Source organism: Glutamicibacter sp. B1, from assembly GCF_039602135.1.
Lineage (GTDB): Bacteria > Actinomycetota > Actinomycetes > Actinomycetales > Micrococcaceae > Glutamicibacter > Glutamicibacter ectropisis.
This window is the reverse complement of the sequence record NZ_CP125942.1, coordinates 2,136,543-2,162,052: the sequence shown is the minus strand read 5'-3', so window position 1 is coordinate 2,162,052 and position 25,510 is coordinate 2,136,543. Positions and strand designations below refer to the sequence as shown.

General features: G+C 54.2%; 17 protein-coding genes. 9 read left to right on the top strand and 8 right to left on the bottom strand.

From position 1 onward, the window contains the following. Positions 1-55: 55 nt before the first annotated feature. Positions 56-1,564: a serine/threonine protein kinase gene (locus QMQ05_RS10040; RefSeq protein ID WP_345469673.1), complete on the top strand. Its 1,509-nt coding sequence runs from the start codon at positions 56-58 to the stop codon at positions 1,562-1,564. Positions 1,565-1,633: 69 nt separating this feature from the next. Here the strand turns inward: QMQ05_RS10040 and QMQ05_RS10035 are convergent, their stop codons facing one another. The 4 genes from QMQ05_RS10035 to QMQ05_RS10020 form a co-directional block, all read right to left on the bottom strand. Then, a complete protein-coding gene (locus QMQ05_RS10035; protein WP_058254644.1) occupies positions 1,634-1,984 on the bottom strand; it encodes a hypothetical protein in 351 nt (116 codons plus the stop codon). A 107-nt stretch (positions 1,985-2,091) separates the two neighbouring features. Next, on the bottom strand, positions 2,092-3,825 hold the full coding sequence (sucB, locus tag QMQ05_RS10030; RefSeq protein WP_345469670.1) for a 2-oxoglutarate dehydrogenase, E2 component, dihydrolipoamide succinyltransferase: 1,734 nt from the start codon (positions 3,823-3,825) through the stop codon (positions 2,092-2,094). A 113-nt stretch (positions 3,826-3,938) separates the two neighbouring features. Then, complete coding sequence (lpdA, locus tag QMQ05_RS10025) at positions 3,939-5,318, bottom strand: dihydrolipoyl dehydrogenase (protein WP_058254642.1); 1,380 nt, start codon at positions 5,316-5,318, stop codon at positions 3,939-3,941. Between the two features lie 287 nt (positions 5,319-5,605). Next, a complete protein-coding gene (locus tag QMQ05_RS10020; protein WP_345469668.1) occupies positions 5,606-7,117 on the bottom strand; it encodes a leucyl aminopeptidase in 1,512 nt (503 codons plus the stop codon). A 259-nt stretch (positions 7,118-7,376) separates the two neighbouring features. Here QMQ05_RS10020 and QMQ05_RS10015 point away from each other — a divergent pair, with 259 nt between their 5' ends. The 4 genes from QMQ05_RS10015 to QMQ05_RS10000 all read left to right on the top strand — a co-directional run bounded on the left by QMQ05_RS10015 (position 7,377) and on the right by QMQ05_RS10000 (position 12,243). Beyond that, positions 7,377-8,336, top strand: coding sequence for a proteasome assembly chaperone family protein (locus tag QMQ05_RS10015; protein WP_345469666.1), 960 nt, complete (start codon positions 7,377-7,379; stop codon positions 8,334-8,336). Next, a complete protein-coding gene (locus QMQ05_RS10010) occupies positions 8,336-9,598 on the top strand; it encodes an MFS transporter (protein WP_345469664.1) in 1,263 nt (420 codons plus the stop codon). Before QMQ05_RS10015 ends, QMQ05_RS10010 begins: the two co-directional genes overlap by 1 nt. A gap of 83 nt (positions 9,599-9,681) precedes the next feature. After that, positions 9,682-10,785, top strand: coding sequence for a DUF4192 family protein (locus tag QMQ05_RS10005; RefSeq protein WP_345469662.1), 1,104 nt, complete (start codon positions 9,682-9,684; stop codon positions 10,783-10,785). A 255-nt stretch (positions 10,786-11,040) separates the two neighbouring features. Next, positions 11,041-12,243 (top strand): RNA polymerase sigma factor, encoded by a 1,203-nt coding sequence (locus QMQ05_RS10000; RefSeq protein ID WP_345469660.1) that lies wholly within the window; start codon positions 11,041-11,043, stop codon positions 12,241-12,243. 122 nt (positions 12,244-12,365) lie between these two features. On the opposite strand, the gene QMQ05_RS09995 is transcribed toward QMQ05_RS10000, so the two are convergent. Next, positions 12,366-12,590 (bottom strand): DUF7455 domain-containing protein, encoded by a 225-nt coding sequence (locus tag QMQ05_RS09995; RefSeq protein WP_058254636.1) that lies wholly within the window; start codon positions 12,588-12,590, stop codon positions 12,366-12,368. A 221-nt stretch (positions 12,591-12,811) separates the two neighbouring features. Between QMQ05_RS09995 and QMQ05_RS09990 the strand changes: the two genes are divergently transcribed. Further along, entirely contained in the window at positions 12,812-14,920 is a 2,109-nt protein-coding gene (locus tag QMQ05_RS09990) for a DNA gyrase/topoisomerase IV subunit B (RefSeq protein WP_345469658.1), read from the top strand. Positions 14,921-15,003: 83 nt separating this feature from the next. On the opposite strand, the gene QMQ05_RS09985 is transcribed toward QMQ05_RS09990, so the two are convergent. Both QMQ05_RS09985 and QMQ05_RS09980 read right to left on the bottom strand, forming a co-directional pair. Continuing rightward, the gene (locus QMQ05_RS09985) at positions 15,004-15,969 is read right to left on the bottom strand and encodes a M56 family metallopeptidase (protein WP_345469656.1); all 966 of its coding nucleotides are present in this window, start codon (positions 15,967-15,969) and stop codon (positions 15,004-15,006) included. A gap of 23 nt (positions 15,970-15,992) precedes the next feature. After that, positions 15,993-16,364 (bottom strand): BlaI/MecI/CopY family transcriptional regulator, encoded by a 372-nt coding sequence (locus QMQ05_RS09980; RefSeq protein ID WP_058254633.1) that lies wholly within the window; start codon positions 16,362-16,364, stop codon positions 15,993-15,995. 385 nt (positions 16,365-16,749) lie between these two features. Between QMQ05_RS09980 and QMQ05_RS09975 the strand changes: the two genes are divergently transcribed. Genes QMQ05_RS09975 through cydC form a run of 3 tightly spaced genes read left to right on the top strand, consistent with a single transcriptional unit; the run spans position 16,750 to position 22,740 of the window. Further along, positions 16,750-18,351, top strand: coding sequence for a cytochrome ubiquinol oxidase subunit I (locus QMQ05_RS09975; RefSeq protein ID WP_334122257.1), 1,602 nt, complete (start codon positions 16,750-16,752; stop codon positions 18,349-18,351). A 23-nt stretch (positions 18,352-18,374) separates the two neighbouring features. After that, positions 18,375-19,400 (top strand): cytochrome d ubiquinol oxidase subunit II, encoded by a 1,026-nt coding sequence (gene cydB, locus QMQ05_RS09970; protein ID WP_345469653.1) that lies wholly within the window; start codon positions 18,375-18,377, stop codon positions 19,398-19,400. 25 nt (positions 19,401-19,425) lie between these two features. Continuing rightward, the gene (cydC, locus tag QMQ05_RS09965; protein WP_345469651.1) at positions 19,426-22,740 is read left to right on the top strand and encodes a thiol reductant ABC exporter subunit CydC; all 3,315 of its coding nucleotides are present in this window, start codon (positions 19,426-19,428) and stop codon (positions 22,738-22,740) included. A gap of 63 nt (positions 22,741-22,803) precedes the next feature. Here cydC and QMQ05_RS09960 read toward each other — a convergent pair whose 3' ends face one another. After that, positions 22,804-25,428 carry a DNA gyrase/topoisomerase IV subunit A gene (locus tag QMQ05_RS09960; RefSeq protein ID WP_345469649.1) on the bottom strand — a complete coding sequence of 875 codons (2,625 nt, stop codon included), beginning with the start codon at positions 25,426-25,428 and terminating at the stop codon, positions 22,804-22,806. Between the last annotated feature and the right edge of the window lie 82 nt (positions 25,429-25,510).

The following is a 25,510-nucleotide window of genomic DNA, read 5'->3' as shown; positions in this document are numbered from 1 at the left end:
GTTAAACCTGTGGATAACGAACTTGTGTTTTCTAATTTTGCTCTACAACAGAGCTATGGATGAATCAACAAATGTTTTAGCGTGGCCAATGGCCCCGGGGCATGTCACTGTTAGACCCTTAAGCGCCAAGTCACCTTGTAAAGTCTGGTTGGTGCGCAGGGAGAGTGACCAAACTTACATGGTGTTAAAACTAAGTTTGACTATGGAAGATGTCTCCTCCTTGAGGCAAAACTCGGTTACGCAGTCGAGGAAATATGTCGTTGATTTTTACGGCACGCTCAGCACTCAGTTGGGTGATGGATTGATCATGGAATACTGTCCTGGCGGTAGCATCGGTGATCTCGTGAGCAGCCGTGGTGTGTTCAGTTTGGGAGAATGTATCACTGCCTTGGCTCCGGTTGCGCAAACACTTTCTACTATGCATGCTGCTGGTTTTCGACACGGTGACATCTCACCGTCCAATGTTTTGCTAACTGCAAGCGGGATGCCAAAAATCATTGACTTTCAGGAGACTACGTCCGGGATACTCGAGTCTTCCGGGGCCGGGACGCCGGGGTTTATGGCTCCAGAGATTGCTCCAGGGGTGCGCGAAGTTTCCACAGGAGAGCAGGACGTCTATTCTCTGGGCGCGTGTTTATGGTTTCTTCTGTCTGGAAGGCCCCCAGATGAAGAGCTCATTCGTCCGCCAGTGCGCGTACAGTTTCCGAGCATCCCACGGATCATTCAAGAACTTCTGATCGAGTGCCTCAGTACGGATCCGAGTCAACGGCCCAGCGCCGAGCAATTTGCGCGAACGCTCTTTGCAAGCGCTAGTGCTGAAGCAATTCGATGGGAGGGCCATGTTTCCTCGGATGCAACGCATCTGATGGAAACTATTCACCCAGAAGTGGGGCAAGGGCGTCGGCGACCAAAGCGGGCAAAGCAAAAGGCTGTAAAAACTTCTAACGTTAAGCAGGAAGCGGATGAAGGATGGGAAGTTCATCGGCTTCGAAGCACGCCCGGCGCGATGAAGGTTGTAGGCGCGGTTGTCCTGGGCATTGCGGTCATAGCAGGCAGCCTTGTCGGCGTAAATCATCTCGTGGCAGCAACTGCATCCGACACGGAGCAGGTGATCGAGGTTCCTGGCGAATCTACGTGTCGTATCAATGATGTTGCTGAAGTTCCCGCGTGTGCGTTTCAGCAGGACACGATAGTATCGGCCTTCCTCAGCCTGACACAACGACGTGATGCTGCGATGAGTAAGCTATCGAGCCGTGATTTGAAGACTATCTACGCTGCGGGTTCTGAGCAGTTGAAAAGAGATCAAGAAACTATTGCCACTTTGCGTGATATGGATTTGAATTTTCGTGGCTTAAAAACGCATCTAGAGAATGTTTCAGTCGTCGCCAGAGGGCAAGGTAATACGGTGATTTTGAGCGCAGATTCAAGTCAAGGGGAGTATGACTACGTGGATCAAAAAGGCCAAGCGATTCACACGGTCAAAGCCACCGCGACGCAGAGGATTGAAATAGAACTAGTGCTCTCCGATAAAGGTTGGACGATAGGCAAAGTTCTACGCCATTAAAGGAAGGAACCGCGTCCAAATGTATGCTCAGTACATTTGACCGCGGTTCCCAGATAGTCCTTATGAAGCTTAGGACCAGAGTGTGGCTACTGCGATGTTGATGAAAGCCATGCCACCAACTGCGTGGGCGATGCCGGTCGAAACTTCTTCGCCAGCCTTGACCTTCTTGCGTCCGATAAATGCTGCCACTGCGATGACGATTGCAATAACAAGTTTTACGCCAATTTTTGCGTGGTTGACCGGATCGGTGCCAGCTTCAGCGATACCTACCAAAGCCAGACCAGTAATCAACTGGACCAGAGCACCGTACCACTGCCAAACATTGACGGTGGGGGTCTTAAAGTTTGCCAGCCAGCCGCCAAAAATCGCGCCCGCTCCAAGAATATGCACAAATACTAAAATGAGTTTCAGGAAATCCATACTCCTAGCCTAATCCAAATTCGACTGAACGTAGAAAAGCGATGATCGCCCCTACCGAAACATCGGTAGGGGCGATCATCGCTGTAGCTAGAAGAGCTTTTTAGAGCTTAGAGCCCCAGATCGCCTTCGAAAGCGCCACCCTCAAGGCGAGCCTTGACGGTCTGCAGGAATCGACCTGCATCGGCGCCGTCAACGAGACGGTGATCGTAAGTCAGGCACAGGTACATCATGTGACGGATGGCGATCGAGTCGTTGCCCTCGGCATCAGTGATGACCGCTGGACGCTTCACGATAGCGCCAGTGCCCAAGATGGCGACCTCTGGCTGGTTGATGATCGGGGTATCGAACAGGGCGCCTACCGAACCAATGTTGGTGATGGTGAAGGTGCCGCCGGAGAGCTCGTTTGGACCGATCTTGTTGCCACGGGTACGTGCTGCAACGTCAGCGATCTTGTTGGCCAGGCCAGCAAGGTTCAGATCGCCAGCGTTGGAGACAACAGGAACCAGCAGGCCCTTTTCGGAGTCTACCGCGAAGCCGAGGTGCTCGGCGTTGTGGTAGGTGATCTCCTGCTTTTCTTCATCGTAGTTGGCGTTCACCGATGGGTGAGCCTTCAGTGCCTCGGTAACAGCCTTGGCGATGAATGGCAGGTAGGTCAGGTTGACACCGTTGGTGGCCTTGAAGCCGGCCTTGGCCTTGGCTCGCAGGTTCACGATGCGGGTCATGTCGATCTCGTGGACCTGGGTCAACTGAGTCGAGATATCCAGCGATTCGCGCATTCGACGGGCGATAACCTGACGGATGCGTGGAGCCTTGACGGTGGTACCGCGTAGCGAGGAAGCCTCGACTACTGGTGCCGCTGGCTTTGCTGCAGCTGGGGTTGCTGCTGCGGCTGCTGGAGCGGATGCAGCTTCCTTGGCAGCGACGGCGTCAAGCACGTCCTGCTTGCGGATGCGACCGCCAACGCCGGTGCCCTTGACCGAAGCGATGTCAATGTCGTGCTGGTTAGCCAAACGGCGGACCAGTGGGGTGACATAGCCCGACTCGTTGTTTGCCTCTGCAGCCGCTGGCGCCGGAGCGGCAGCTGGTGCTGGGGCTGCTGGAGCCGGTGCTGCAGGTGCAGCTGGTGCGGCAGGGGCAGGAGCGGCTGGAGCCTCTTCCTTGACCGGGGCTGGAGCAGCAGCAGGTGCTGGTGCTTCTTCCTTCGCTGGGGCAGCGGCAGGAGCAGCGCCTGCAGCACCGATCACTGCGAGAACTGCACCAACTTCAGCGGTCTCGTCTTCGGGAACACGAATTTCCAGCAGGGTGCCGGCAACTGGCGAAGGAACTTCAGTGTCGACCTTGTCGGTGGATACTTCGAGCAGTGGCTCGTCGACGGCGACTTCCTCGCCAACTTCCTTCAACCAGCGGGTCACGGTGCCCTCGGTTACCGATTCGCCCAGTGCGGGCAAGGTAACTTCGGTGCCCGAAGCGGAACCAGCAGGTGCAGCGGCAGGTGCCGCTTCTTCAGCCGGTGCTTCTTCAGCAGCTGGTGCCGCTGGAGCTTCTGCCTGAGCTGGTGCTTCTTCAGCAGCTGGGGCAGCTAGTGCAGCCTCGCCCGAACCGGATCCATCACCAATGCGAACGAGGGGAGCGCCAACCTCAGCGTCCTCGTCTTCTGCAACAAAGATTTCCTCGATGACGCCGGCAACTGGCGAAGGAACTTCAGTGTCTACCTTGTCGGTGGAAACTTCCACCAACGGCTCGTCTACCTCTACACGGTCGCCAACCTGCTTCAGCCAGCGAGTTACCGTACCTTCGGTAACACTTTCACCCAGTGCGGGTAGGTTTACGGTTTCAGACATCGTCCCGTATCTCCTTGGTTTTTAAATCTTGAATTGTGGTTGGAGGCTGTGCCTCCGAGCTTTGTGCACTAGGCAGCGCGTTGACAACGCGCTGCCTAGTTGGGGAAAGCCTATTAGCCGTGCAGTGGAGCACCGGCGAGAGCCATCGCAGCTTCGCCGAGGGACTCGTTCTGAGTTGGGTGCGCGTGGATCAGCTGGGAAACGTCCTCTGGGTATGCTTCCCAGTTCACGATCAGCTGAGCTTCACCGATCTGCTCACCGATGCGACCGCCGATGCCGTGAACGCCCACGATTGGACCGTTCTTGACGCGAACCATCTTGATCAGGCCGCTGGTGCCCAGGATCGAAGACTTGCCGTTACCGGCGAGGTTGTATTCGGTGGTTTCGATCTGATCGGCGCCGAACTTCTCCTTAGCCTTTGGCTCGGAGTAGCCAACCGAAGCAATCTCTGGCTCGCAGAAGGTCACCTTCGGGATGTTGATGTCCTCGATGATGGTTGGCTTCAGGCCGTGGATTTCCTCAGCTACGAAGCGACCATGCTGGTAGCCACGGTGTGCCAACTGTACGCCTGGGACAATGTCGCCGATGGCGTAGATGTTGCCGACGCCGGTGTGCAGACGCTCGTTGGTGATCACGAAACCGCGATCGATGGTGATGCCCTGCTCTTCAAAGCCCAAGCCTTCGGTCACTGGACCGCGGCCGACTGCAACCAGAACGATGTCTGCTTCCAGTACGTTGCCGTCAGCCAGGGAGACCTTGACGCCGTTGGCATCCTGCTCGACCTTTTCGAAGAAGACACCGGTGTTGAACTTGATGCCGCGCTTCTTGAACGCACGCTCCAAGGTCTTGATGATTGCTGGGTCTTCGTTTGGAACCAGCGAAGGAAGACCTTCAACGATGGTGACATCGACACCGAAGGAGTTCCATACGGAAGCAAATTCAACGCCGATGACGCCGCCACCGAGCACGATGGCGCTCTTTGGCAGATCTTCCATATTCAGTGCTTCGGTGCTGGTCAGTACGCGACCGCCGATTTCAAGACCGAAAGTCTTGGAGGTGGAACCGGTGGCAAGGATGATGTACTTGCCCTTGTAAACAGTGCCATCAACGTCGATGGAATCCTGCGAGATGAGGCGGCCGTTACCGGTGATAACGTTGACCTTCTTCATCTTGAGCAAGCCCTGCAGGCCCTTGTGCTTTCCAGCAACAATGCCTTCCTTGTACTTGCGCACGCCAGCCAGGTCGATGGACTCAAGCGAGGAGTTGATGCCGTACTTGGCACCCTCGCGAGCGTTTTCTGCCAACTCTGCTGCGTGCAGGTAAGCCTTGGTTGGGATGCAGCCGGTGTGCAGGCAGGTGCCACCCAGCTTTTCCTTTTCAATCAATCCAACGGTGTAGCCCAGCTGGATGGCACGCAATGCTGCCGAGTATCCAGCGGATCCACCGCCGAGGATGAGGACATCAAATTCTTGCGTTGCTGCCGAATCGGCCACGTGAACGCTCCCTCGTATTCGCTAAGTGTGGCCGGCTTTGGCCGACCAGGGGATCGGTCGCAGATCTTTGGGAGCGTGACGCTAGTGGGCGCGCACCATTGATCCGCGGTGATGTTTCAAAACTTACCTTAGTACCGCGAACCGGCTAGAGTCACCTTCGCGGGCGTAAAAGTCAGGCATGTCTCTTATTTTTAGTCCGTTCCCGGCATCAAGCGCTATGACACGATGATGCCGGGATGCGGGATTCTTGCAATTCTGCCCGAATATCGTGGGCAGTTATGCGGTCATTAGTTTGCGGCCAGCTGTTCTGCGTACGCTACAAGCGTGCGAACCTGCGAACCAGTACCGTTCTTCGGGGTGTAGCCCCAGGCACTGCCTTCGTTGAACGCTGGTCCAGCGAAGTCGATATGTGCCCAAGGGATCTTCTTGCCGTCGACCTCGCCAACAAATTCTTCCAAGAAGACTGCCGCGGTCATCATGCCACCCATGCGCTCACCAATGTTGGCGAGGTCTGCAACCTGCGACTCAATGCTTGGACGCAGTTCTTCCGGAAGCGGCATGGCCCAAGCCAATTCGCCGACCTTGTCTGATACTGCAACCAGATCATCACGTACCTGCTCGTTGCCCATGATGCCGGCAGTGCGTAGACCCAAAGCAAGCATCTGTGCGCCAGTCAGGGTAGCAATATCGATCATGACGTCTGGCTTTTCCAAGCTTGCTGCGGCCAAACCATCAGCCATAACCAAGCGGCCCTCGGCATCGGTGTTCAAGACCTCAACAGTCTTACCACCGAACATCGTCAGTACGTCACCCGGACGGGTGGACGCGCCGCCTGGCATGTTTTCTGCCAGGCATAGCCATGCGGTGACCTTGACGTTCAGGCCCAACTCTGCGACGGCTGCGATGCTCTGGAATACCGCGGCAGCGCCAGACATGTCCGATTTCATGGCGTGCATACCAGCGGCAGGCTTCAAAGAGGTACCACCGGTATCAAAGGTGATGCCCTTACCGATGAGTGCAATATGCTTGGTTGCCTTGGCAGGGGAGTACTCGACCTTAACCATTCGAGGCTGACGTACTGAACCACCACCGACGCCAAGCAAACCGCCAAAGCCGTCCTTAGCCAGACGCTTCTCGTCGAAGACCGTGACCTTGAGCGGCAATGACTTGGAGTAGTCCTTGACTGCGGTTGCGAAAGATTCTGGGTAGAGCAGGTTTGCTGGGGTGTTGATCAGATCGCGGGTTCCACGTACGGCACGACCCAGGACCGCAGCACGCTTGAGCACTGCCGGCAGATCCTTTGAAGTTGCGACTGCGGTGGCGATTTGTGCATCGGCGAGTACCGGCTTCTCGCTCTTCTTCGACCGCTGATTTTCGTAACGGTAGCTACCGAGGGCGATACCTTCAGCGATAGCCGCCACTTGCTCGACACTATCCGAAGGCAGGGCGAAGATCGCGGTTTTAGCGTTGGATAGCTGTCGAGCTGCTGAACCGGCAGCGCGACGCAACAGTTCATCGGTCAGGTCAGCCAATTCTGCAACACCCAAGCCGATGAAGAGCAAGACCTTAGCCTTCGAAGCCTCGACGCCGGGAAGCAAAGTCACTTCGTCGGCTTTACCCGACACGCCAAGAGCGGTCAGCGACTGCTCTAGAGATGAAGTCGTTTCCGGAGTAAAGGGGGAAGCGACGATGGTTGCTTTTCCATCATTCTTCAACACACCCAATATCAAGGTGTCTGCGCTCTTGCGTTTGATGTCGGTGCCAATGGCGCTCAAAGTGAGATCACTTGAGTTGATCACAAAATCATTCCTTCTGTGCCTTTGTAGGGTCCAAGGTCTAGAACTCCGGAATGGTAATCCGGAAGGTAATGCATGCTCAGAGGCAATACATCTTTATAACTCCGATGGTATCCGAGGAATCAGTTCATCGTGCGTCACTTCACAGCAAGCGTAAGTGCATAAGCGATAGTATTGACTGTCAGCCAGAATGTAGGGTGACAAGTAGCGTCTACGGGCGCAGGACCTGGTTTGAGAGTATTCGGAATTGAATGAGGAGAAAATGTCCAAGGAATCGCTGATGACGATGGTCGCAGAGAACTTGGATGATCCACGCTTTCAAGGCCTTGGAATGTATGTCTTGCTCAAGTCCATGAGCGACGCGGGGCATACCCACTCCCAAGTGACCAACGAACTTTTTGGACGTCTTGAGTCCAAACTCTTTGCGACCTTTGACGCTGACGAACTGGTTGCCTACACCTCGCAGCGACCTCGACTGACTTTTCTTGGGGATCACTTCGCCGGTTATCAAGCACCGCGCATCGAAATCTATTTGATGACCGACGAAATGGACCGCAATTTCTGGTTCCTCACCGGGGTTGAACCAGACCTCAAGTGGGAGCGCTTCATCTCCGAAATCTTGAGCTTTATTGAGGCTTTTAACGTTTCGCTTGTTGTTGGTACGGCTTCCTTGCCAATGCCGGTTCCGCACACCAGGCCAGTTGGCGTGACCGCTCACGGAAATCGTAAGGATCTCATCGAGAACATCTCCACCTGGAGCCCCACCGTAGAGTCCCCTGCGGGCATTACTTCATTGCTGGAAATCCGCATGGCTGAGGTGGAGCGTGACATCGTCGGCTACTCCTTACACACCCCGCATTATCTGGCAGAATCGGAATACCCGGCAGTGGCTGTGGCCACCTTGGAGTATGTCGGTGCTGCCCTGAAACTTGCACTGCCAACGGATAAATTGCGCGAAGCTGCGCGTCTGGTTGAGCAACAATTGGCCGAACAGCTGGAAGCTAATAACGACGTTCGGCAGATGGTTGACGGATTTGAAGAACGTTTTGATGCGCATGTTCAAGAACATGAGCCACGTTCGCTATTGCTCGATGAAGACAAACAAATGCCAAACGCCGAAGAATTGGGCGCAAGTGCTGAAGACTTCTTGGCCGCCATCGAAAATACTGATGATTGGCTAAGGAACGGACAAGACGATACGTCATCAGGTGATCAAGACTAGTGAGTCAACCGCATCTAAATTCTGGCAAGGCGTGGTTGGTTTACGGCTTCGCAATTCTGGCCTATATATCCGCAATATCGCAGCGCACTAGTTTTGGTGTGGCTGGTATTGAAGCGACAGAACGTTTTCATGCCAGTGCTCAAATCCTTGCGACGTTCTCCGTCGTCCAGCTCATAGTCTATGCTGGTGCGCAAGTGCCGGTCGGATTGCTCCTCGATAAGTTCGGTCCCCGGATCTTAATCACCTGTGGCGCTTTCTTGATGGCCGCCGGTCAGGCCTTCCTCGCCATCTCGGTGAACGTTCCCATGGGGTTGATTGGCCGTGTCATGGTTGGCATGGGTGATGCGATGGTATTCGTATCTGTGCTCAAACTCTTGCCACTGTGGTTTTCCGGATCAAGAATTCCGGTCCTCACTCAGCTCACCGGAACGTTTGGCCAACTAGGCCAACTCATCAGTATATTCCCTTTTCACATGATGTTGCTCAACGTCGGGTGGTCCCCAGCTTTCTCGGCCATGTCCGGATTCGCCTTCGCCACCTTCATCACCACCATCGCCTTTGTCCGTAATGGCGACAGCTGGACCGGCCCGGGACAAGGAACGCACTCTTCAGACTCACGTATTGTTCAAGCGCTCAAACAACCTGGCACCCGGCTAGGTTTCTGGACGCACTTCACCACTGCATTTATGATCAACACCTTCATGATGACCTGGGGCTACCCATTTCTCGTTGAAGGACAGAGACTGGACAGCTCGCTGGCTTCAGGATTGATGTCGATCTTCGTTGTTGTCGCAGTTGTTGTTGGGCCCATGCTCGGTGCCCTCACCGCACGCCACGCAGAACACCGCTCAAACTACGCGTTAGGCGTCATCGGTTTAATGCTGGCGCTCTGGGCCGTAGTTTTGCTGTGGCCGGGACAAGCTCCACTGTGGGTACTAATCGTCTTGATGATTACCGTTGCAGCAGGTGGACCTGCTTCAGTCATCGGATTCGATTTCGCGCGAACCTTTAACTCACCACGAGTATTGGGGACGGCAACAGGGTTAGTAAACACCGGCGGTTTTGTTGGTGCGTTCATCACCATTTATGTCATCGGATTCATCCTGGACATGCTGAACAAAGCTGACGGTTCCACCGGAGAGCTATACAACCTCGGATCATTCCGCATCGCGTTGTCATTCCAATTTGTCATGGCTGCTGTGGGCATTACTTTCATGTTGATTGAACGTCGCAAAGCACGACGTTTTTTGGCGGAGCAATAGGACCAGTCACTGGGGTGCTGCGGTTCTCCACAATTGGTTGAGGTAGTTGAGTTGTAAGATTCAATTTCTAGCACCGTGGGTGCATGACAACTACTCCAGAACGCCATCCAATTTCACTGTCCAGCTACCGGGACATCTTGGCCTATGTTCCACATGCCCTGGGATTTCATCCAAAGAATTCTGTTGTGTTGCTACTCGTCGACGATGATCGGCTCGAAGCAACGCTCAGGGTAGACCTTCCACCAACAGAGAACCTATCTGATCTAAAAATGTGGATCACTCAGGTAACTCGCTTGCTGCAACGGATTCCCAATATCAAGGACATTGCTGTGGTGGTCTACGCCCCAGACGATGCGAATGAGGATAACCGTGTGCCCTTCGCGAACCTCATTTCTGAGCTTGAAGTCGCATTGGCGCGTCAAACAATTGGATTGCGGCATGCGTGGTGTCGGCAGTTTTCGAGAATCTGGGACTATGACAGCGCAGAAGATCCGGTTCTTCAGATTGTTCCTGCTCTCGATACGAATGAGACGAACCTGTCCATGGTGTTGGCAGGATCAGCCCCGCTGGAGAAACCGTGGGATGGCACCGGGATACCAAAATGGTCGAACGCCCAGGAAATACAACAAGTGGCCAGCACGCAGGAAACCAACATCATGTTGTCGCTGGAGGCATGGCATGAATCGCTGTCTTTGCCCTTCACCGAAGCAACGGCAAAACTTCATGCAGATCCCGCGCGAGCTTCAATTCACGTTGCTTCATTGGACACAAAGCTTGTGCGGGACTTGCTGCCTTTTTTGGCGGGCGAGGGATTGGAAAGCGCGCTAGATGTCCTCTTTGGAATCTCTATCGATGAACGAGAGGGTGCGATCGCTCCGTTGGCGGATTACTTGTTGGGGCGTGGCTGGTACGCGCCAGACTGGGAACGTATAGATCGATTGTGGGCGATATCCCGTGATCTTTTAGGGGTTGCTCAAGGAGAGCCAAGACAAGCGTTACTTTGCTTATTAGCGTGGGTTGAATGGGCGAGGGGTCGGGGCTCAATGGCATTGGTCCTCCTGGAACAAGCAGTGAAGGAGAACGCAGAATATGAACTAGCGGGGCTTCTGCAACGGCTCATGGAACACGGGGTAATGCCTGCTTGGGCTACCGATCAGCTACGTGCATGGCGCGCAAACTTTTCCTGAAAGGTCGATGGGGAGAGTGTCTCAAGTGGTGTCTTGGTGGTAATTCGTGGATAATGAGATAACAGACCCGGTTAGGTTCGAATTGCCTTTGCCTGAAATCTACGGATTTTGGGAACATAAGGCGGGCTTGAAGCGTTGATTACAATGTGCCAGCCCTGCGGCGTTTAGTCATTGATTAGACGTCATCGGACTTGACAGGGTCATAGTGGTGTTACCGGCAGGTGCATCCGGAACGCATCGTTAGAAAGGTTATTCGTGTCATCTTCTGAGACGAACGCTAATCGTCAAGCAACTGAAGTTGAGGTCGACGAGACCGAGGCAACTGCAGAAAATTCTGTGGCGAAAAAGCGTGCTACCAAGGCCAAGCCTCGGACCAAAAAGGTAGCTGCAGATAATGCAGCGCAGGACGAATCAACCGAAGCGGTGGCCGAAGGCGAAGAGGGTCCCGAGAATGGTGCCGATTCTAAGCCTGAGGACGACTCCAAAGGCTTTACCCTGTCCACCGGTGATGACGATGCCCCGCAGCAGCAGGTCATGGTTGCCGGCGCAACCGCCGACCCAGTCAAGGATTACCTGAAGCAGATCGGTAAGGTTGCCCTGCTGAATGCTGAGCAGGAAGTCGACCTAGCGTTGCGTATCGAAGCTGGTCTGTTTGCAGCAGACAAGCTGGAGAAAGACGACGGCTCGATGGACCAGCGTTTGCGTTGGGATTACGAGCAGATTATTCACGACGGCAAGATCGCTAAGAACCACCTGCTCGAAGCAAACCTTCGTTTGGTTGTGTCCCTAGCTAAGCGCTACACCGGTCGTGGCATGCTCTTCTTGGACCTGATCCAGGAAGGCAACTTGGGTTTGATCCGTGCCGTTGAAAAGTTTGACTACACCAAGGGCTTTAAGTTCTCCACGTACGCAACGTGGTGGATTCGTCAGGCGATTACTCGCGCAATGGCTGACCAGGCTCGTACCATCCGTATCCCTGTGCATATGGTTGAAGTCATCAACAAACTGGCCCGCGTTCAGCGCCAGATGTTGCAGGATCTTGGCCGTGAACCAACTCCAGAAGAGTTGGCAAAGGAACTGGACATGACCCCTGAAAAGGTCGTAGAAGTTCAGAAATACGGTCGTGAACCGATTTCCTTGCACACCCCACTGGGCGAAGACGGCGACTCGGAATTCGGTGACCTCATCGAAGACTCTGAGGCAGTCGTTCCAGCCGACGCCGTGTCGTTCACTCTGTTGCAGGAGCAGCTGCACTCTGTGCTGGATACTCTCTCAGAGCGTGAAGCGGGCGTTGTAGCAATGCGTTTTGGTTTGACCGATGGTCAGCCTAAGACTTTAGACGAAATCGGAAAGGTCTATGGCGTGACGCGCGAGCGTATCCGCCAGATCGAGTCTAAGACGATGTCGAAGCTGCGTCACCCTTCGCGCTCCCAGGTTCTTCGGGACTACCTCGACTAAGTCAGTAGAACTTATGGCCAGCAGAACAAAAAGTTCTGCTGGCCATATTTTTTGTCTGAAAACATAAAAAACCGGTGGCCCAACGATCGTTGAGCCACCGGTATATTCAGTCAGTAACGAGGTTAGTCGTTAACGTCGACCTTCGGCTTTTCGTAGAGTCGCGAAGATTCGTCCTGCCAAACTGAAGACTGAGGGCGCAGTTTAGGTTCCACGTCGCGGGCGTGGTGAGCGCAGAACAGCAGTTCACCGCCGGTTGAAGCCAGCACGGCTCGCACGTAGGCCTGTGCACCGCAACGGTCGCACCGGTCGAGGGCGTTCAGTTCACGACTAGCGGTCGTAGTAGTCATTGCCAGCCTCCTAAAGTTGATGGTTACTCTATACAACCAGTTCGGGCTCTGACTTTATCCCGAAAAGGGGTGTCTTTCGCTCACCGCGTAGTAGATGTGGATAAGGTCATAGCTATCTGTACCGCACGCTGCCGGTGGACAATAGCCAATATTCGAACACATTAACGATTAGAATAGGACTCACGACGTTCTTTCTTATGTAGGTAGGAGACAAAGGCCCAGTGGCTTCATCCGACAATTACAACGCTCGACATCTCTCGGTCCTCGAAGGATTAGAGGCTGTGCGCAAACGTCCCGGTATGTATATCGGATCCACCGACTCCCGGGGTCTTATGCATTGCCTCTGGGAGATCATTGACAACTCCGTTGACGAAGCGCTGGGCGGTTTTGGCCAAGCCATTGGTGTAGTACTACACGCCGATGGATCCGTTGAGGTTCAAGACGATGGCCGCGGTATTCCGGTGGATGTTGAACCTAAAACGGGGCTGAGCGGACTGGAAGTCGTGTTCACGAAACTTCACGCCGGCGGTAAGTTTGGCGGAGGATCATATAGCGCTTCTGGAGGACTCCATGGTGTGGGTGCTTCGGTCGTCAACGCACTTTCCGCGCGTTTGGATGTAGAAGTTGATCGTGGTGGCAAGACTTACGGCATGCAATTTCGTCGTGGGGAGCCCGGAAAATTTACAGACAAGGGTCGCAAGAAGGCTGACGCAACCTTTACTCCACATGAATCGGCGACTCCGCCAGAAATCATTGGTAAGGCCAAACGCGGAGTCACCGGTACACGTATCCGGTATTGGGCCGATGACCATATCTTCACGCCAGATGCGAAGTTTTCCTATGAAGATCTGCAGAACCGCGCTCGTCAAACCTCATTTTTAGTCCCTGGCCTGCGAATTACCCTGCGTGATGAACGCGGCTTGCCGGGTACACCTGGAGCTGAAGGTCCACATGAGGAGATCTTCCAGCACGATGGCGGCATCAGCGAGTTCGTTGACTACCTCAGCAGTGATTCACCAGTTACTGATATTTGGCGTTTTCAAGGAAGCGGCTCGTTCCACGAAAAAGTTCCAGTCATCGACAACAACGGTCGTAGCCATATCGAAGATGTCCAGCGAGTCTGCGAAGTGGATGTGGCCTTGCGGTGGGGGATTGGGTACGACACCTCCCTGCGAACTTTCGTCAACATTATCGCCACTCCCAAAGGTGGCACGCACAGCGCCGGGTTTGAACAAGCCCTGCTTAAGTCCTTCCGTAAAAATGTGGAGGCCAACGCCCGCAAGCTCAAATTTGGTCAGAAGGACAAGCTTGAGAAGGACGATGTTCTCGCTGGTTTGACAGCAGTGCTCACTGTGCGTCTTGCTGAACCGCAGTTCGAAGGACAGACGAAAGAAATTTTGGGCACCCCTCAGGTGCGTCAGATTGTGTCTAAGGTGGTCGAGAAGGCGCTCAACGAGCGCTTGGGCTCAACTAAACGCGCCGAAAAGGCAGAGGCCTCCACTTTGTTGGAGAAGGTCGTCAACGAGATGAAATCTCGTGTTTCTGCGCGTATGCACAAGGAAACTCAGCGTCGCAAGACCGCGTTGGAGTCCTCGACGTTGCCGACTAAATTGCTGGATTGCCGTAGCAAAGAAGTGGGAAAGTCTGAGCTTTTCATCGTCGAGGGTGACAGCGCGCTCGGTACGGCACGCCTTGCGCGTTCAAGTGAGTACCAGGCGTTGTTGCCGATCCGAGGCAAGATCCTGAATGTTCAAAAGGCTTCAATTTCGGATATGCTCTCCAACGCCGAATGCGCAGCCATGATCCAGGTGATTGGTGCTGGTTCGGGACGAAGCTTTGATATTGAGCAAGCTCGATACGGGAAAATTATTCTCATGACCGATGCTGACGTGGATGGTGCGCACATCCGTACGTTGTTGCTCACGCTCTTCTACCGGTACATGCGGCCAATGATTGAACATGGCAGGGTCTATGCGGCCGTGCCACCGTTGCATCGTATTGAAGTGATCAATCCTGGCTCAAAACAAAATGAAGTGGTCTACACCTATTCAGAATCCGAGATGAACAAGCTACTTGCTCAGCTGGAGAGAGACGGGAGACGGTACAAGGAGCCGATCCAACGTTACAAGGGTCTAGGCGAGATGGATGCTGATCAGTTGGCCGAGACGACCATGGATCCGCGTCACCGCATGTTGCGTCGCGTTGGTATCGACCATGCGCAGGCTGCTGAGGAAGTCTTTGATTTGCTAATGGGATCTGACGTTGCGCCACGTAAGAAATTCATCATTGATGGCGCAGATGACTTGGAACGCGAACGGATCGACGTCTAGTCATCAAAACTGAAGCCGTTGGTACGGGCTCTTTTGCCCATGCCAACGGCTTCACACTTTAATGCTAGAAATCTAGGGAACAATCACCAGGTCAACAAGCGAGGCGCTACGAGAAGAACCGTAGGGCAAACAAGTAAAAGGATTGTGCAGGTCAAGACCAGATATCGAGGCAAAGGCTTGAGTGGTGCAACCGGAGTCAATAGTCGTTGGAGACGCCGAGACGAAACTTCACCGCCGGGCATGCCAACTAGTTCTGCGTTCGAGGAGTTGTTGGCTGATGACACTTTATCGACATCGCTAGCTGCCGTGGCAACCGTGATGATCGCCTTGAGCAGCGTCTGCCGGTTCACCTTCTCTAGTGCTTTGTCGTCGGCCAGCATTTCAATTAGTTGACGCACTGCTTCAAGAGCCAGCTTCGAGGTCGGCAACCAAGGCAAGGCTTCATTCCATGCCGTGAAGGCTAGGATCAGCAAGTCGTGGCGTTGGTCCAGATGCGAGCGTTCATGGGAAATCACTGCCTGCTGTTCTTCAGCAGTAAGTTGCGTGATCAGGCCGCGAGATAGAACAGTAACGGATTGCGATATCCCGGGGACGCAATAGGCTACGGGCATATCGTGGTCAATGACTAGGGTATTTGGTCGAGTCTCCGATGGGTTACTTAACAACCGCAGAAGCTGTCGATGTTTAGCTCGCTGTCTTGAAGTCCGCCATGCGGCGCGAATCAAGGTCAGAACCAAATGGAATCCGAAGAGGAATGCCGTGCTCAAGGCAAAAAGATGAACAACCCCGGGATAGGCGACGCTCGGATCACCAGTGAGCAGGCGCCAGCCACCTTGCAACGCCGAAATTAGGTCATCACCCAGTGGCGTGAGACCCCAAACCAGCATCGAGCCAATCATGGATAGACCACCGCCTAATGCGATGGCTTGCCAGAGGAGTACGGCTTGGACCGGTGCACGGGTGGTCCATTTAGCTTTTGATAAGGCCAACGGCGTCGGCCACGCTAATGCGATGGCCAACGCCGCAAGGAAATATGAGGTGAGAAGCACTCAGTCCCCGAAGTTTGAATAAATTATGCGGACTTTACAGAGTCCAAGATAGCACGCAGTGAAGCTGCTTCATCCGCCGAAATACCGCCAATGAATCGCGCAAGTACAGCTTCGCGATCCTGTGCAGTACCCAGCGCTTCGTTGAGCAGACCGACGGTGTGGTCTTCTCGCGAAGAAGAAGCTGCGTAACGATGTGGGCGGCTCGAGCGCTCGCGCTCAACTAGCCCTTTCTTTTCAAGGCGTGCAAGCACGGTCAGCACCGTGGTTACTGCGAGTTCTTTCGCATCGGTGCCAAGTGCCGCGAGATCATCGCGAAGATCGTTCGCGGTGAGCGGTTCTGTGGAATCCCACAGCAGATCCATGACGGAACGTTCTAGATCGCCAAGGCTGGCCACTAGGTCTTACCTCACTTGCTTTAGTACTGTCGCCGAATACTCGAGTAGCTAGACCCGAGCACACTGCTTGAGACACCAATTGTAGCGATTTTTGATCAATATTTCTACGACGCGTAAAAGTGTGAGGTATTCGTGTCGATTTAATCTCGAGCTCGGCTCTAAGTACGGCGCTCACCTGCGTGTATGAGCAGCCTCGTATCCTGTGAAAATTCTGCGGATTCCCACCTCTCGCATTCGTGGTAACTAGGTTTTTATAATGTGGGTGGAATCTCTAGGTTTCGACTTCTACAAGCTGTCGAAATCGTCTATTGTGATACCTGAAGGCATTTCTACGTTGCGTAGAAAAGTCTTGATCGGTCTCCGCACGCGATAAATTGAGGATTCAATGGATGCACTGGAAATTGCCCGTTGGCAGTTCGGCATAACCACGGTCTATCACTTCTTGATGGTCCCTTTGACCATCGGTCTAGGACTAACGGTTGCCGTGTTGCAAACCATTTGGCACCGCACCGGCAACGAGCACTGGCTGCGGATGACCAAATTTTGGGGCAAGCTGTTTTTGATCAACTTCATCATGGGTGTGGCTACTGGGCTCGTTCAGGAATTCCAATTCGGAATGGCCTGGAGCGAATACAGCCGCTACGTGGGCGACGTGTTCGGCGCACCCCTGGCCATGGAAGCACTACTTGCATTCTTCGTAGAATCCACTTTTTTAGGCCTATGGATTTTTGGTTGGAAGAAACTGCCTAAGCGCCTGCACCTGGCAACCATCTGGTGCGCCTCATTGGCCACCATGCTCTCGGCATACTTTATTCTTGTTGCTAATTCATGGATGCAACATCCAGTCGGTACCGAGCTCATTGACGGTCGCGCCGTAATGACCGATGCATGGGCAGTCTTTACCAACAACACTGCACTCATCACCTTCCCTCACACACTATTCGGTGCCTTTGCCGTCGCCGGAGGTTTTCTCCTCGGCATCTCTTGGTTCCACCTTTACCGTCGCCGTAAAGAAGGAATCGACACGGTAGACGCCAACGGAAGAGTCATTGTTGGGGAGGACTTGAGCCTAGGCAAGAAGCGTGACAAGACCGACTACCAGGTCTGGATCAAGTCCTTGCGCATCGGCGCTAGCGTCGCTGTAGTCGCATTCCTTGGCGTGGCGTTGACCGGTCACGAACAGGCCAAACTCATGTTTGAACAACAACCTATGAAAATGGCCTCCGCTGAAGCTGCTTGTCACGACGGCACGGGCTTCTCAGTATTGTCGTTGGGAGATATCACAGCTCACGGTGCCACGAACTGTGATGATGTAGTCGCAGTCTTCGAGATTCCTGGAATCCTGTCATTCCTGGCTAACGGTGACTTCACCACAGAAATCAAAGGCGTCAATACGCTGATTCCTGAGTACCAAGAGAAATACGGCAAGTACTACCCGCAAGATGAATCCTTCGGCCAGTACGCCGGTCAGGAAATCGACTACTTACCTGTCATGGAAGTTACCTACTGGGGATTCCGATTGATGATCACTTTCGGTGGTCTCTCCGCAGTAGCTGCTGCGATTGCCCTATGGATTACCCGTAAGGGAACCGTTCCAGATAACAAATGGATCTCCCGACTCGCTGTCTTGGGTATTGCCGCTCCCTTCGGCGCCAATGCCACCGGCTGGATCTTCACAGAAATGGGACGGCAACCATTCACTGTGGCACCCAACCCTCAAATGGGCGGTGTAGACCAGGTCTTCATGTACACCGCAGCGTCAGTCTCACCGACCGTCAGCGCTGGCGAACTCCTCTTCTCACTGATCGCACTCACCTCTATCTATGCGGTTCTGCTCGTAGTCGAACTGGTGCTGCTCACACGCTATATCCGCGGTGGCGTAGCCTCGGCAATGCCAGAACTGGAGTCCGAGACGCATCAAGATTCCACTCATTCCAAAACACACGATGACAATGACGACGATGACGTCTTGGCATTCGCTTACTAGCCACACGAACGAAGGAGAAAACCATGGAATGGCTACCAACGCTCTGGTTTATTGTCATTGCAGTACTTTGGTGTGGCTACCTCTTTCTTGAGGGATTCGACCTCGGCGTGGGCATGCTCATTGGCCTTGGCCGAAACACCGAAAAGCGAAAGCGTTTGCTACTGAACACCATTGGTCCGGTATGGGATGGCAACGAAGTATGGTTGATCACCGCCGCAGGTGCCATATTTGCAGCGTTCCCACACTGGTACGCTTCACTGTTCTCGGCGCTTTATATCCCGCTGACCCTTGTACTGATCGCGCTGATCTTCCGCGCAGTCGCCATTGAATATCGTGGCAAGGCGATCACTGCGCCGACTCGAAAAGCATGGGACCTCGCCCTCGGCCTCGGTTCTCTGGTTGCCGCCTTCGGTGTTGGTGCAATGCTTGCATCCACTACTTTGGGGCTACCACTGAACGAAAACGGGGACCGGGTGGGAGGACCGTTCGCCTGGCTCACATGGCATGCGGTGCTCGGAGGAATCGCCGTCGTGGCATTCTGCTGGGTTCATGCCTTAGCGTTCCTACGGTTGAAAACCGACGGACCGGTACGTGAAGAAGCCGGCAAGCTCGTGGGGCGTTGGATGCCGGTGGCAATACTGCCCCTGCTGCTCTGGGCCGTTTGGGTGATCGCAAGTAACGAATCAGCAATTGCCTGGCTGTGCCTCGTGCTGTCGGTGATCGCACTCGGCGTCGCAGGGCTGACCGGACGAGCCGGTAAAGAAGGAATCTCCTTCATCGCCTTGGGTGTCACGATGTTGGCAGCAGTAGCGGCAATTTTCATTGCCGCATTCCCAGTGGTTTTGCCATCGACCCTGGACTCGGCCTTTGACCTCACGATACAAACAGCCTCAAGCACTCCGTACACACTCAAGCTGATGAGCATCGTGGCTGCTTTTGGTGTACCACTAGTCTTGGCGTACCAAGCCTGGAGTTATTGGGTATTCCGTAAACGACTTCGTGAAGAACACATTCCCGAGTCGCACCGCGTGAAGTCAATCGTCAAATAACCAAACCATTCCTGAAAGACGAGATATGCCAGCCCCAAGGTTTCTTCCCAAAGAATTGATCTCCCCACGACAATTTGCAGTACTGACGTGCTTTTCAATCTTGAAGGCCTTGGGGCTGGTACTCGTTGCATACTCACTGGGAACTTGGATTGCCAACATGGCATCCGGTGTCGAGAACGAAGCGCAGCTTCTGTATCTTGCAGGAGTTGGCGCCATCTTGCGGGCACTTGCGGCCTGGGGATTGAACGCGGGGTCCCGGCGTATGGGCCTGGGAGCCAAAGAACGAACGCGCCTACGGCTACTACGCTCCGAAGCCGCTCATCCGAGCATCATTCCGGCAACACAAAATTCGATTCCCATGGTGGCCACTTTGGCCAGCCACGGCATTGAGAAGTTGGACGATTACTTCACGAAATTCATTCCTGCGCTGATCGGAGCCGCCGCGGTTCCCTTGCTCTTGGGGATCTACATTTTGCGACTGGATTGGATTAGCGCAGTCATTCTGGTGCTAACCATTCCCTTGGTCCCGGTATTTATGACCCTCATCGGAATGCACACTCAAGAAACACTCAAAGAATCACAATCATCACTGGATCGCTTAGCTAACCAACTCTATGAACTCGCCCAGGGCCTGCCAGCGCTACTTGGGTTGGGGCGTGCTCTCCAACAGGGTAACGCTATCGCGCAGGTCGGCGCGAAGTACCGAACCGCGACCATGGCAAATCTAAAAACCGTCTTCATGTCTAGTTTTTGGCTAGAACTCATTTCAACACTGTCCGTAGCGGTATTAGCCGTCTTTATTGGTGTCCGACTGGTTAACGGTTCCATCGAGCTATCTGCCGGGCTGACCATCCTGATCCTGGCACCCGAGCTTTTCTCAGCACTGCGTGAAGTCGGCTCGGCTTACCATGCTGCTGATGACGGACTCGCTGCGTACCAGCGATATAAGACAATCACGGCTGTTGCTCCGCAAATTCCGGTATTTGCCAACGCACAGGAACAATCAACCAAGATTCTGGAAATTGAGAATCTCCGTGTGGGCTACGTCCATGACAAACCAATTTACGAGAACTTCAACCTCACCCTGGGCCCGGGGGAGCGACACATCATCTCCACGGCCAGTGGCACCGGCAAAACGACATTGCTGGCAGTGATTGCCGAAGCCATTAGCAGTGACAATGCCTTTGACCCAGAATTGATTCAGGGCAGCATTCGCATCTCCGGATCAATTGCCATGATCAGCCAGCATCCACGATTTGACGCGGAAACCGGCAAAGATCAATTAGCCCAAGATATCCCTAACGCGAAACCTGAACGGATAGCTCAGCTAGCGCAGCGCCTTTCTATGCAACGTATGCTCGGACACAAGATTGCCGAGTATTCGCCTGGTGAACTGCGCCGTTTAGAAGTTCTGCGCGCAGTACTGCGTTTGGAGAGCGAATCCAACTGCAGCCTGCTCCTAGCAGATGAACCAACGGCACACCTCGACGGCAAGAACGCTGCGGAGGTTCGCCAGATCCTCGGCGAGCTCCCACCACATTGCGCCGTTCTCCTTGCCAGCCACGATCCGTTGCTCAACAGTGCACAGGGAAACCAGAACCCCACATCCTTGGATTCCTCGTGGTCTGCCCGCGACGATGTTCTTGCTATTAACGACTCACTGCAAGATTTCGCAACTATTGAAGACAGCAAGAATAAGTTCAACCCGCGTCGTGAACTGCTGAAAAACTATCGAAGTGCCACCAAAGCGGTGGTGTGGGGAACCATTAGCATCGTGTGCGCGGTCGCTTTGGCAGCGCTCAGCGGTTGGCTGATCGTCGAGGCAAGCTACCAACCACCCATCCTTCATTTGAGCGTCGCCTTTGTCATGGTGCGTGCGCTGGGCATAGGTCGAGCTGCCTTCCGATACCTAGAGCAACTGGCCATCCACGATGCGGTCCTTGGCTACGCCGGGGAACTTCGTGAGAAGATCTGGAACGCTATGGTTGCTGACCCTGCTCGCTGGGGACTCTTTAGCCGGTCATCCGTTGTCCTAAGATTCCTCTTGGCGGAGGTCGATGAACTACGCGATCAACTGGCACGCGTCGTTTTCCCTCCCCCTTCCGCGATCGCTTTGTGGGTCGTGTCCACAATTGCCTTGTTCCTCATCCAACCAGAGTTCGGATGGTGCGCCGTGATCGTTGGGATACTGCTAGTATTCCCTGTTCGTTGGCTGGTTCAAAGGATCGAAGGGCAACACTTAGTGCGCCAGATGAACCACCGAATGACCATGAACCAATCAATTCTGAGCATCTTGCGACACAAATCTGCGCTCCGCATCAACGGTTCTTTGGAGACAGCCATCGGGTCAGTGCACGGTGCGGAGCAAAAAAATACCAAGGATGCGCGAACTCACGCCCTAGGCCAGGGAAGTGCGTCGGCGCTCGCCGTGTTGCTGACCGTGGTCATGGCCATCGTCATGACCTCGGTATCACATAGCTCTGCATCCTTGACGGCATTAGCGGTGCTGCTCAGTCTTGCCCTAGGGGATAGCGCGGCAAACGCCCTGGTGGCTGTCCAGCAGGGGCAAGCATTGAAACAGCTGACCCGACAATTAGAACGTCATGGGCTTGCTAGCCAAGGAAACGAAAATCAGGACAGCAAAAACGCGACAGAGCCAGCTGCCCAAGTCACCGGATTTGAACTGAAGAACCTCAACCTCGGATATGGCCATGGACCAAATGTCGTTGAAGGTCTCACGGCTAAAATTGAGCCGAACCAGTGGACCGCTATTGTTGGACCCTCGGGCTCAGGAAAATCCACGCTGCTCACCGCACTACTTGGAGCGTTGCCTGTGCGTTCTGGAGAACTCAACGTTCTTGATGAAACGGGGCAACGCCAGCCGATTCAAGATACTGAGCTGAACTCGGTAGCCTGGTGCCCACAAGAAGCGCATCTCTTCGATTCCTCAATCCGACGCAACCTGATGCTAGGCGTTCCCGAAGGACAACAACGCAGTGATAGTGACTTGATTCAGGTGCTTAAGCAAGTAGGACTGTACACCTGGTACCAGGTTCAGCCAGCAGGACTCGATACTAAGATCGGTTCGGGCGGGCATAACCTTTCAGGCGGTCAACGCTGCAAAATGGCCGTAGCGAGAGCCATACTCGGTGGACACCAAGTGATATTACTTGATGAGCCAACAGCGCATTTGGGAGTGGACGAAGCCGCTGAATTGATCGATACCTTGCGTCTGGCATTGAAGGAGCGCACGGTAGTGCTCATTACCCACGATGAACGATTGGCTTCTAGCTGCGACACGTGTATCGACCTTGGCGCCAAGGTCGGCATGACCCATTAACTCAAAAAGGTGCTGTAGCTGATCCGTAGATCCGCCACAGCACCTTTCAGTGAGAACCCCTTTTTAGAGGATTACGCCGCCATCATCGAATGGCAAGGTATCTTCGCCAGGGTTGAACTCAGGAGCAACCTTGGGACGCTGATCCAAAACTGGAGCATCAAGCGGTTCAGCGGTAGAGTCCTGCGGCGTTGTCGTTGCAGGGACTTGGCTAGGGCTCAGGGATCCGCCGAGGATATTGATGGACTGTGCCAGCGGGGCACCGGACCCATCACGTTTCGCGAACTCGGTAGGCAGTGCCCGAACCACACCGGCAGTAGAACTAGCTCGTGCCGGTCCTTGCCCAGCGTAAGCGAGTTGCAGGTGGTCTTCGCCCTTGACGAAGCGGTGAGCACGTACGCCGGCCGTAGCACGTCCCTTTGCCGGGAACTCGGCAAAATCGGTGAGCTTGACCGACTGGCCCGAGGTGCCAGGCAAAGTCTGCGATCCAGAAGCAATCGTGGCGACCACAGCATTCTGTGCCGTAGACGGGACGACACCGAAGAAAATTACATGGTCGTCGGCGCCTAGCTTGATTCCGGCCATGCCTCGACCGGTGCGACCTTGAGGGCGCACTGCGGAGGCAGGGAAGCGAAGCAACTGTGCACCACGGGTGAGGAAGACTAATTCGTCGTCTTCGCCGGCCACCGAAGCGGCCACCACCACATCGTCATCCTTGAGGGTAATTGCTTCAAACTCGTCACGATTCAGCGGGTACTCGGGCGTGACTCGCTTGACGACACCATTTCGAGTGCCAATGGCCAGTACCTCGTTTAATGGCACGAGAGCGATTACTGTTTCGTTTTTTGGCAGTTTCAAGAATTCAGCGACAGAAACGCCCTGGGCTAGCTGCGGGAAGCCATGCGACTCGGGAAGAACTGGAACGTCAATCAACGAAATGCGAATGATGCGACCGGTGCTGGTCAAGGCACCGATTTCACCACGTGCGCTGGACGGGACCTGCGAGAGAAGCACGTCGTGTTTGATTCGTGCAGACGTGAAGTCCAGCGCATTGCGATCATTCGTTCGCGCGATCTGACCGGTAGCCGAGAGCAATGCCCAACATGCGCTGTCTGAAATTTCCATTGCCAATTTGGCTTGCTTACCGCTACCCACAGCTTCAGGCAACGCGGTGCCCTTGAGTGGTGCGAGCTGAGCAGATTTGAGTAGCTTCGTACGACGTGGCGTACCGAAGGTTTCCGCCATGTCTTCCAACTCGTCGGAGACGACAGAACGCAACAACTGGTCCGATTCCAAGATGGCACGCAACTTCTCGATTTCTTCGCGCAGTTGCTCTGCTTCAGTCTCCAGTTCAAGTTTTGAATACTTGGTCAGCTGGCGTAGGCGCAATTCGAGAATATGGTTGGCCTGTGGCTCGCTCAGATCGAAGACTGTCATCAGCCGTTCACGGGCCTCATTGGTCTGCTCTGAGGAGCGGATGATAGCGATGACATCATCGATATCAACAATGGCAATCAGCAAGCCCTCCACCAAATGCAGGCGGTCTTCACGCTTTGCTAAACGGTGCACGGTACGTCGGCGAACCACGTCAATTCGGTGGTCGACATAGACGGTGAGTAGCTCACGCAGTCCCATGGTTCGTGGCTGGCCGTTGACCAGTGCCACGTTGTTGATGCCGAAGGAATCTTCCATCGGGGTGAACTTGTAGAGGCTTGCCAACACAGCATTTGGGTTGAAGCCGTTCTTCAGTTCAACAACCAACTTCAGACCATGGTGCCGGTCGGTCAAATCGACGACATCTGAGATGCCAACGATTTTCTTGTTGTTCACACCATCCTTGATCTTCTCGATCACCTTTTCAGGGCCCACCCCGTAAGGGAGCTCGGTGACCACCAGCGCCGACTTACGCGCTGAGATTTTCTCCAACGCGACCGTTGCACGGGTACGGAACAAGCCGCGCCCAGTGCGGTACGCATCTTTGACACCATCGAGACCAATGATGCTACCGCCCGATGGCAAATCGGGGCCAGGAATGAACTTCATGAGTTCTTCGACAGTAGCTTCGGGTTCAAGTAACAGGTGGCGTGCTGCCGCGATGACCTCGACGAGGTTGTGGGGTGCCATATTCGTAGCCATGCCCACTGCGATACCGGTGGTTCCATTAACCAACAGGTTAGGGAACGCGGCCGGCAGTACTTCTGGCTGTGTGAATTGGTTGTCGTAGTTTGGAATGAAGTTCACGACGTCTTCATCCAAGTTCGCGGTCATTGCCACAGCGGAGGCAGCCAAACGTGCCTCAGTGTAACGCGGAGCCGCCGGTCCATCATCGAGTGAACCGAAGTTTCCGTGACCGTCGATGAGCGGAAGTCGCAGCGAGAAATCTTGGGCTAAGCGAACCATCGCATCATAGATCGCCGCGTCACCGTGTGGATGTAATTTACCCATCACTTCACCCACGACACGAGCCGACTTAACGTGGCCCTTTTCTGGGCGAAGTCCCATCTGGGACATTTGAAAGAGGATGCGACGCTGTACTGGTTTTAGTCCGTCACGAGCATCGGGAAGCGCGCGCGAATAGATGACGGAGTAGGCGTACTCCAAGAAGGAGGATTCCATTTCATTGGTGACGTCAATGTCGACGATATTTTCAACGAAATCCTCTGGAATCTCTTCAGACTTCTTTCGAGCCATTACTCTATTTGTCCTTCATCTACTGTCGTGCGGCTGGAGCTGTCGATACTTCGTGTTGCCTCTGGGCACTTCACCGAAGTCG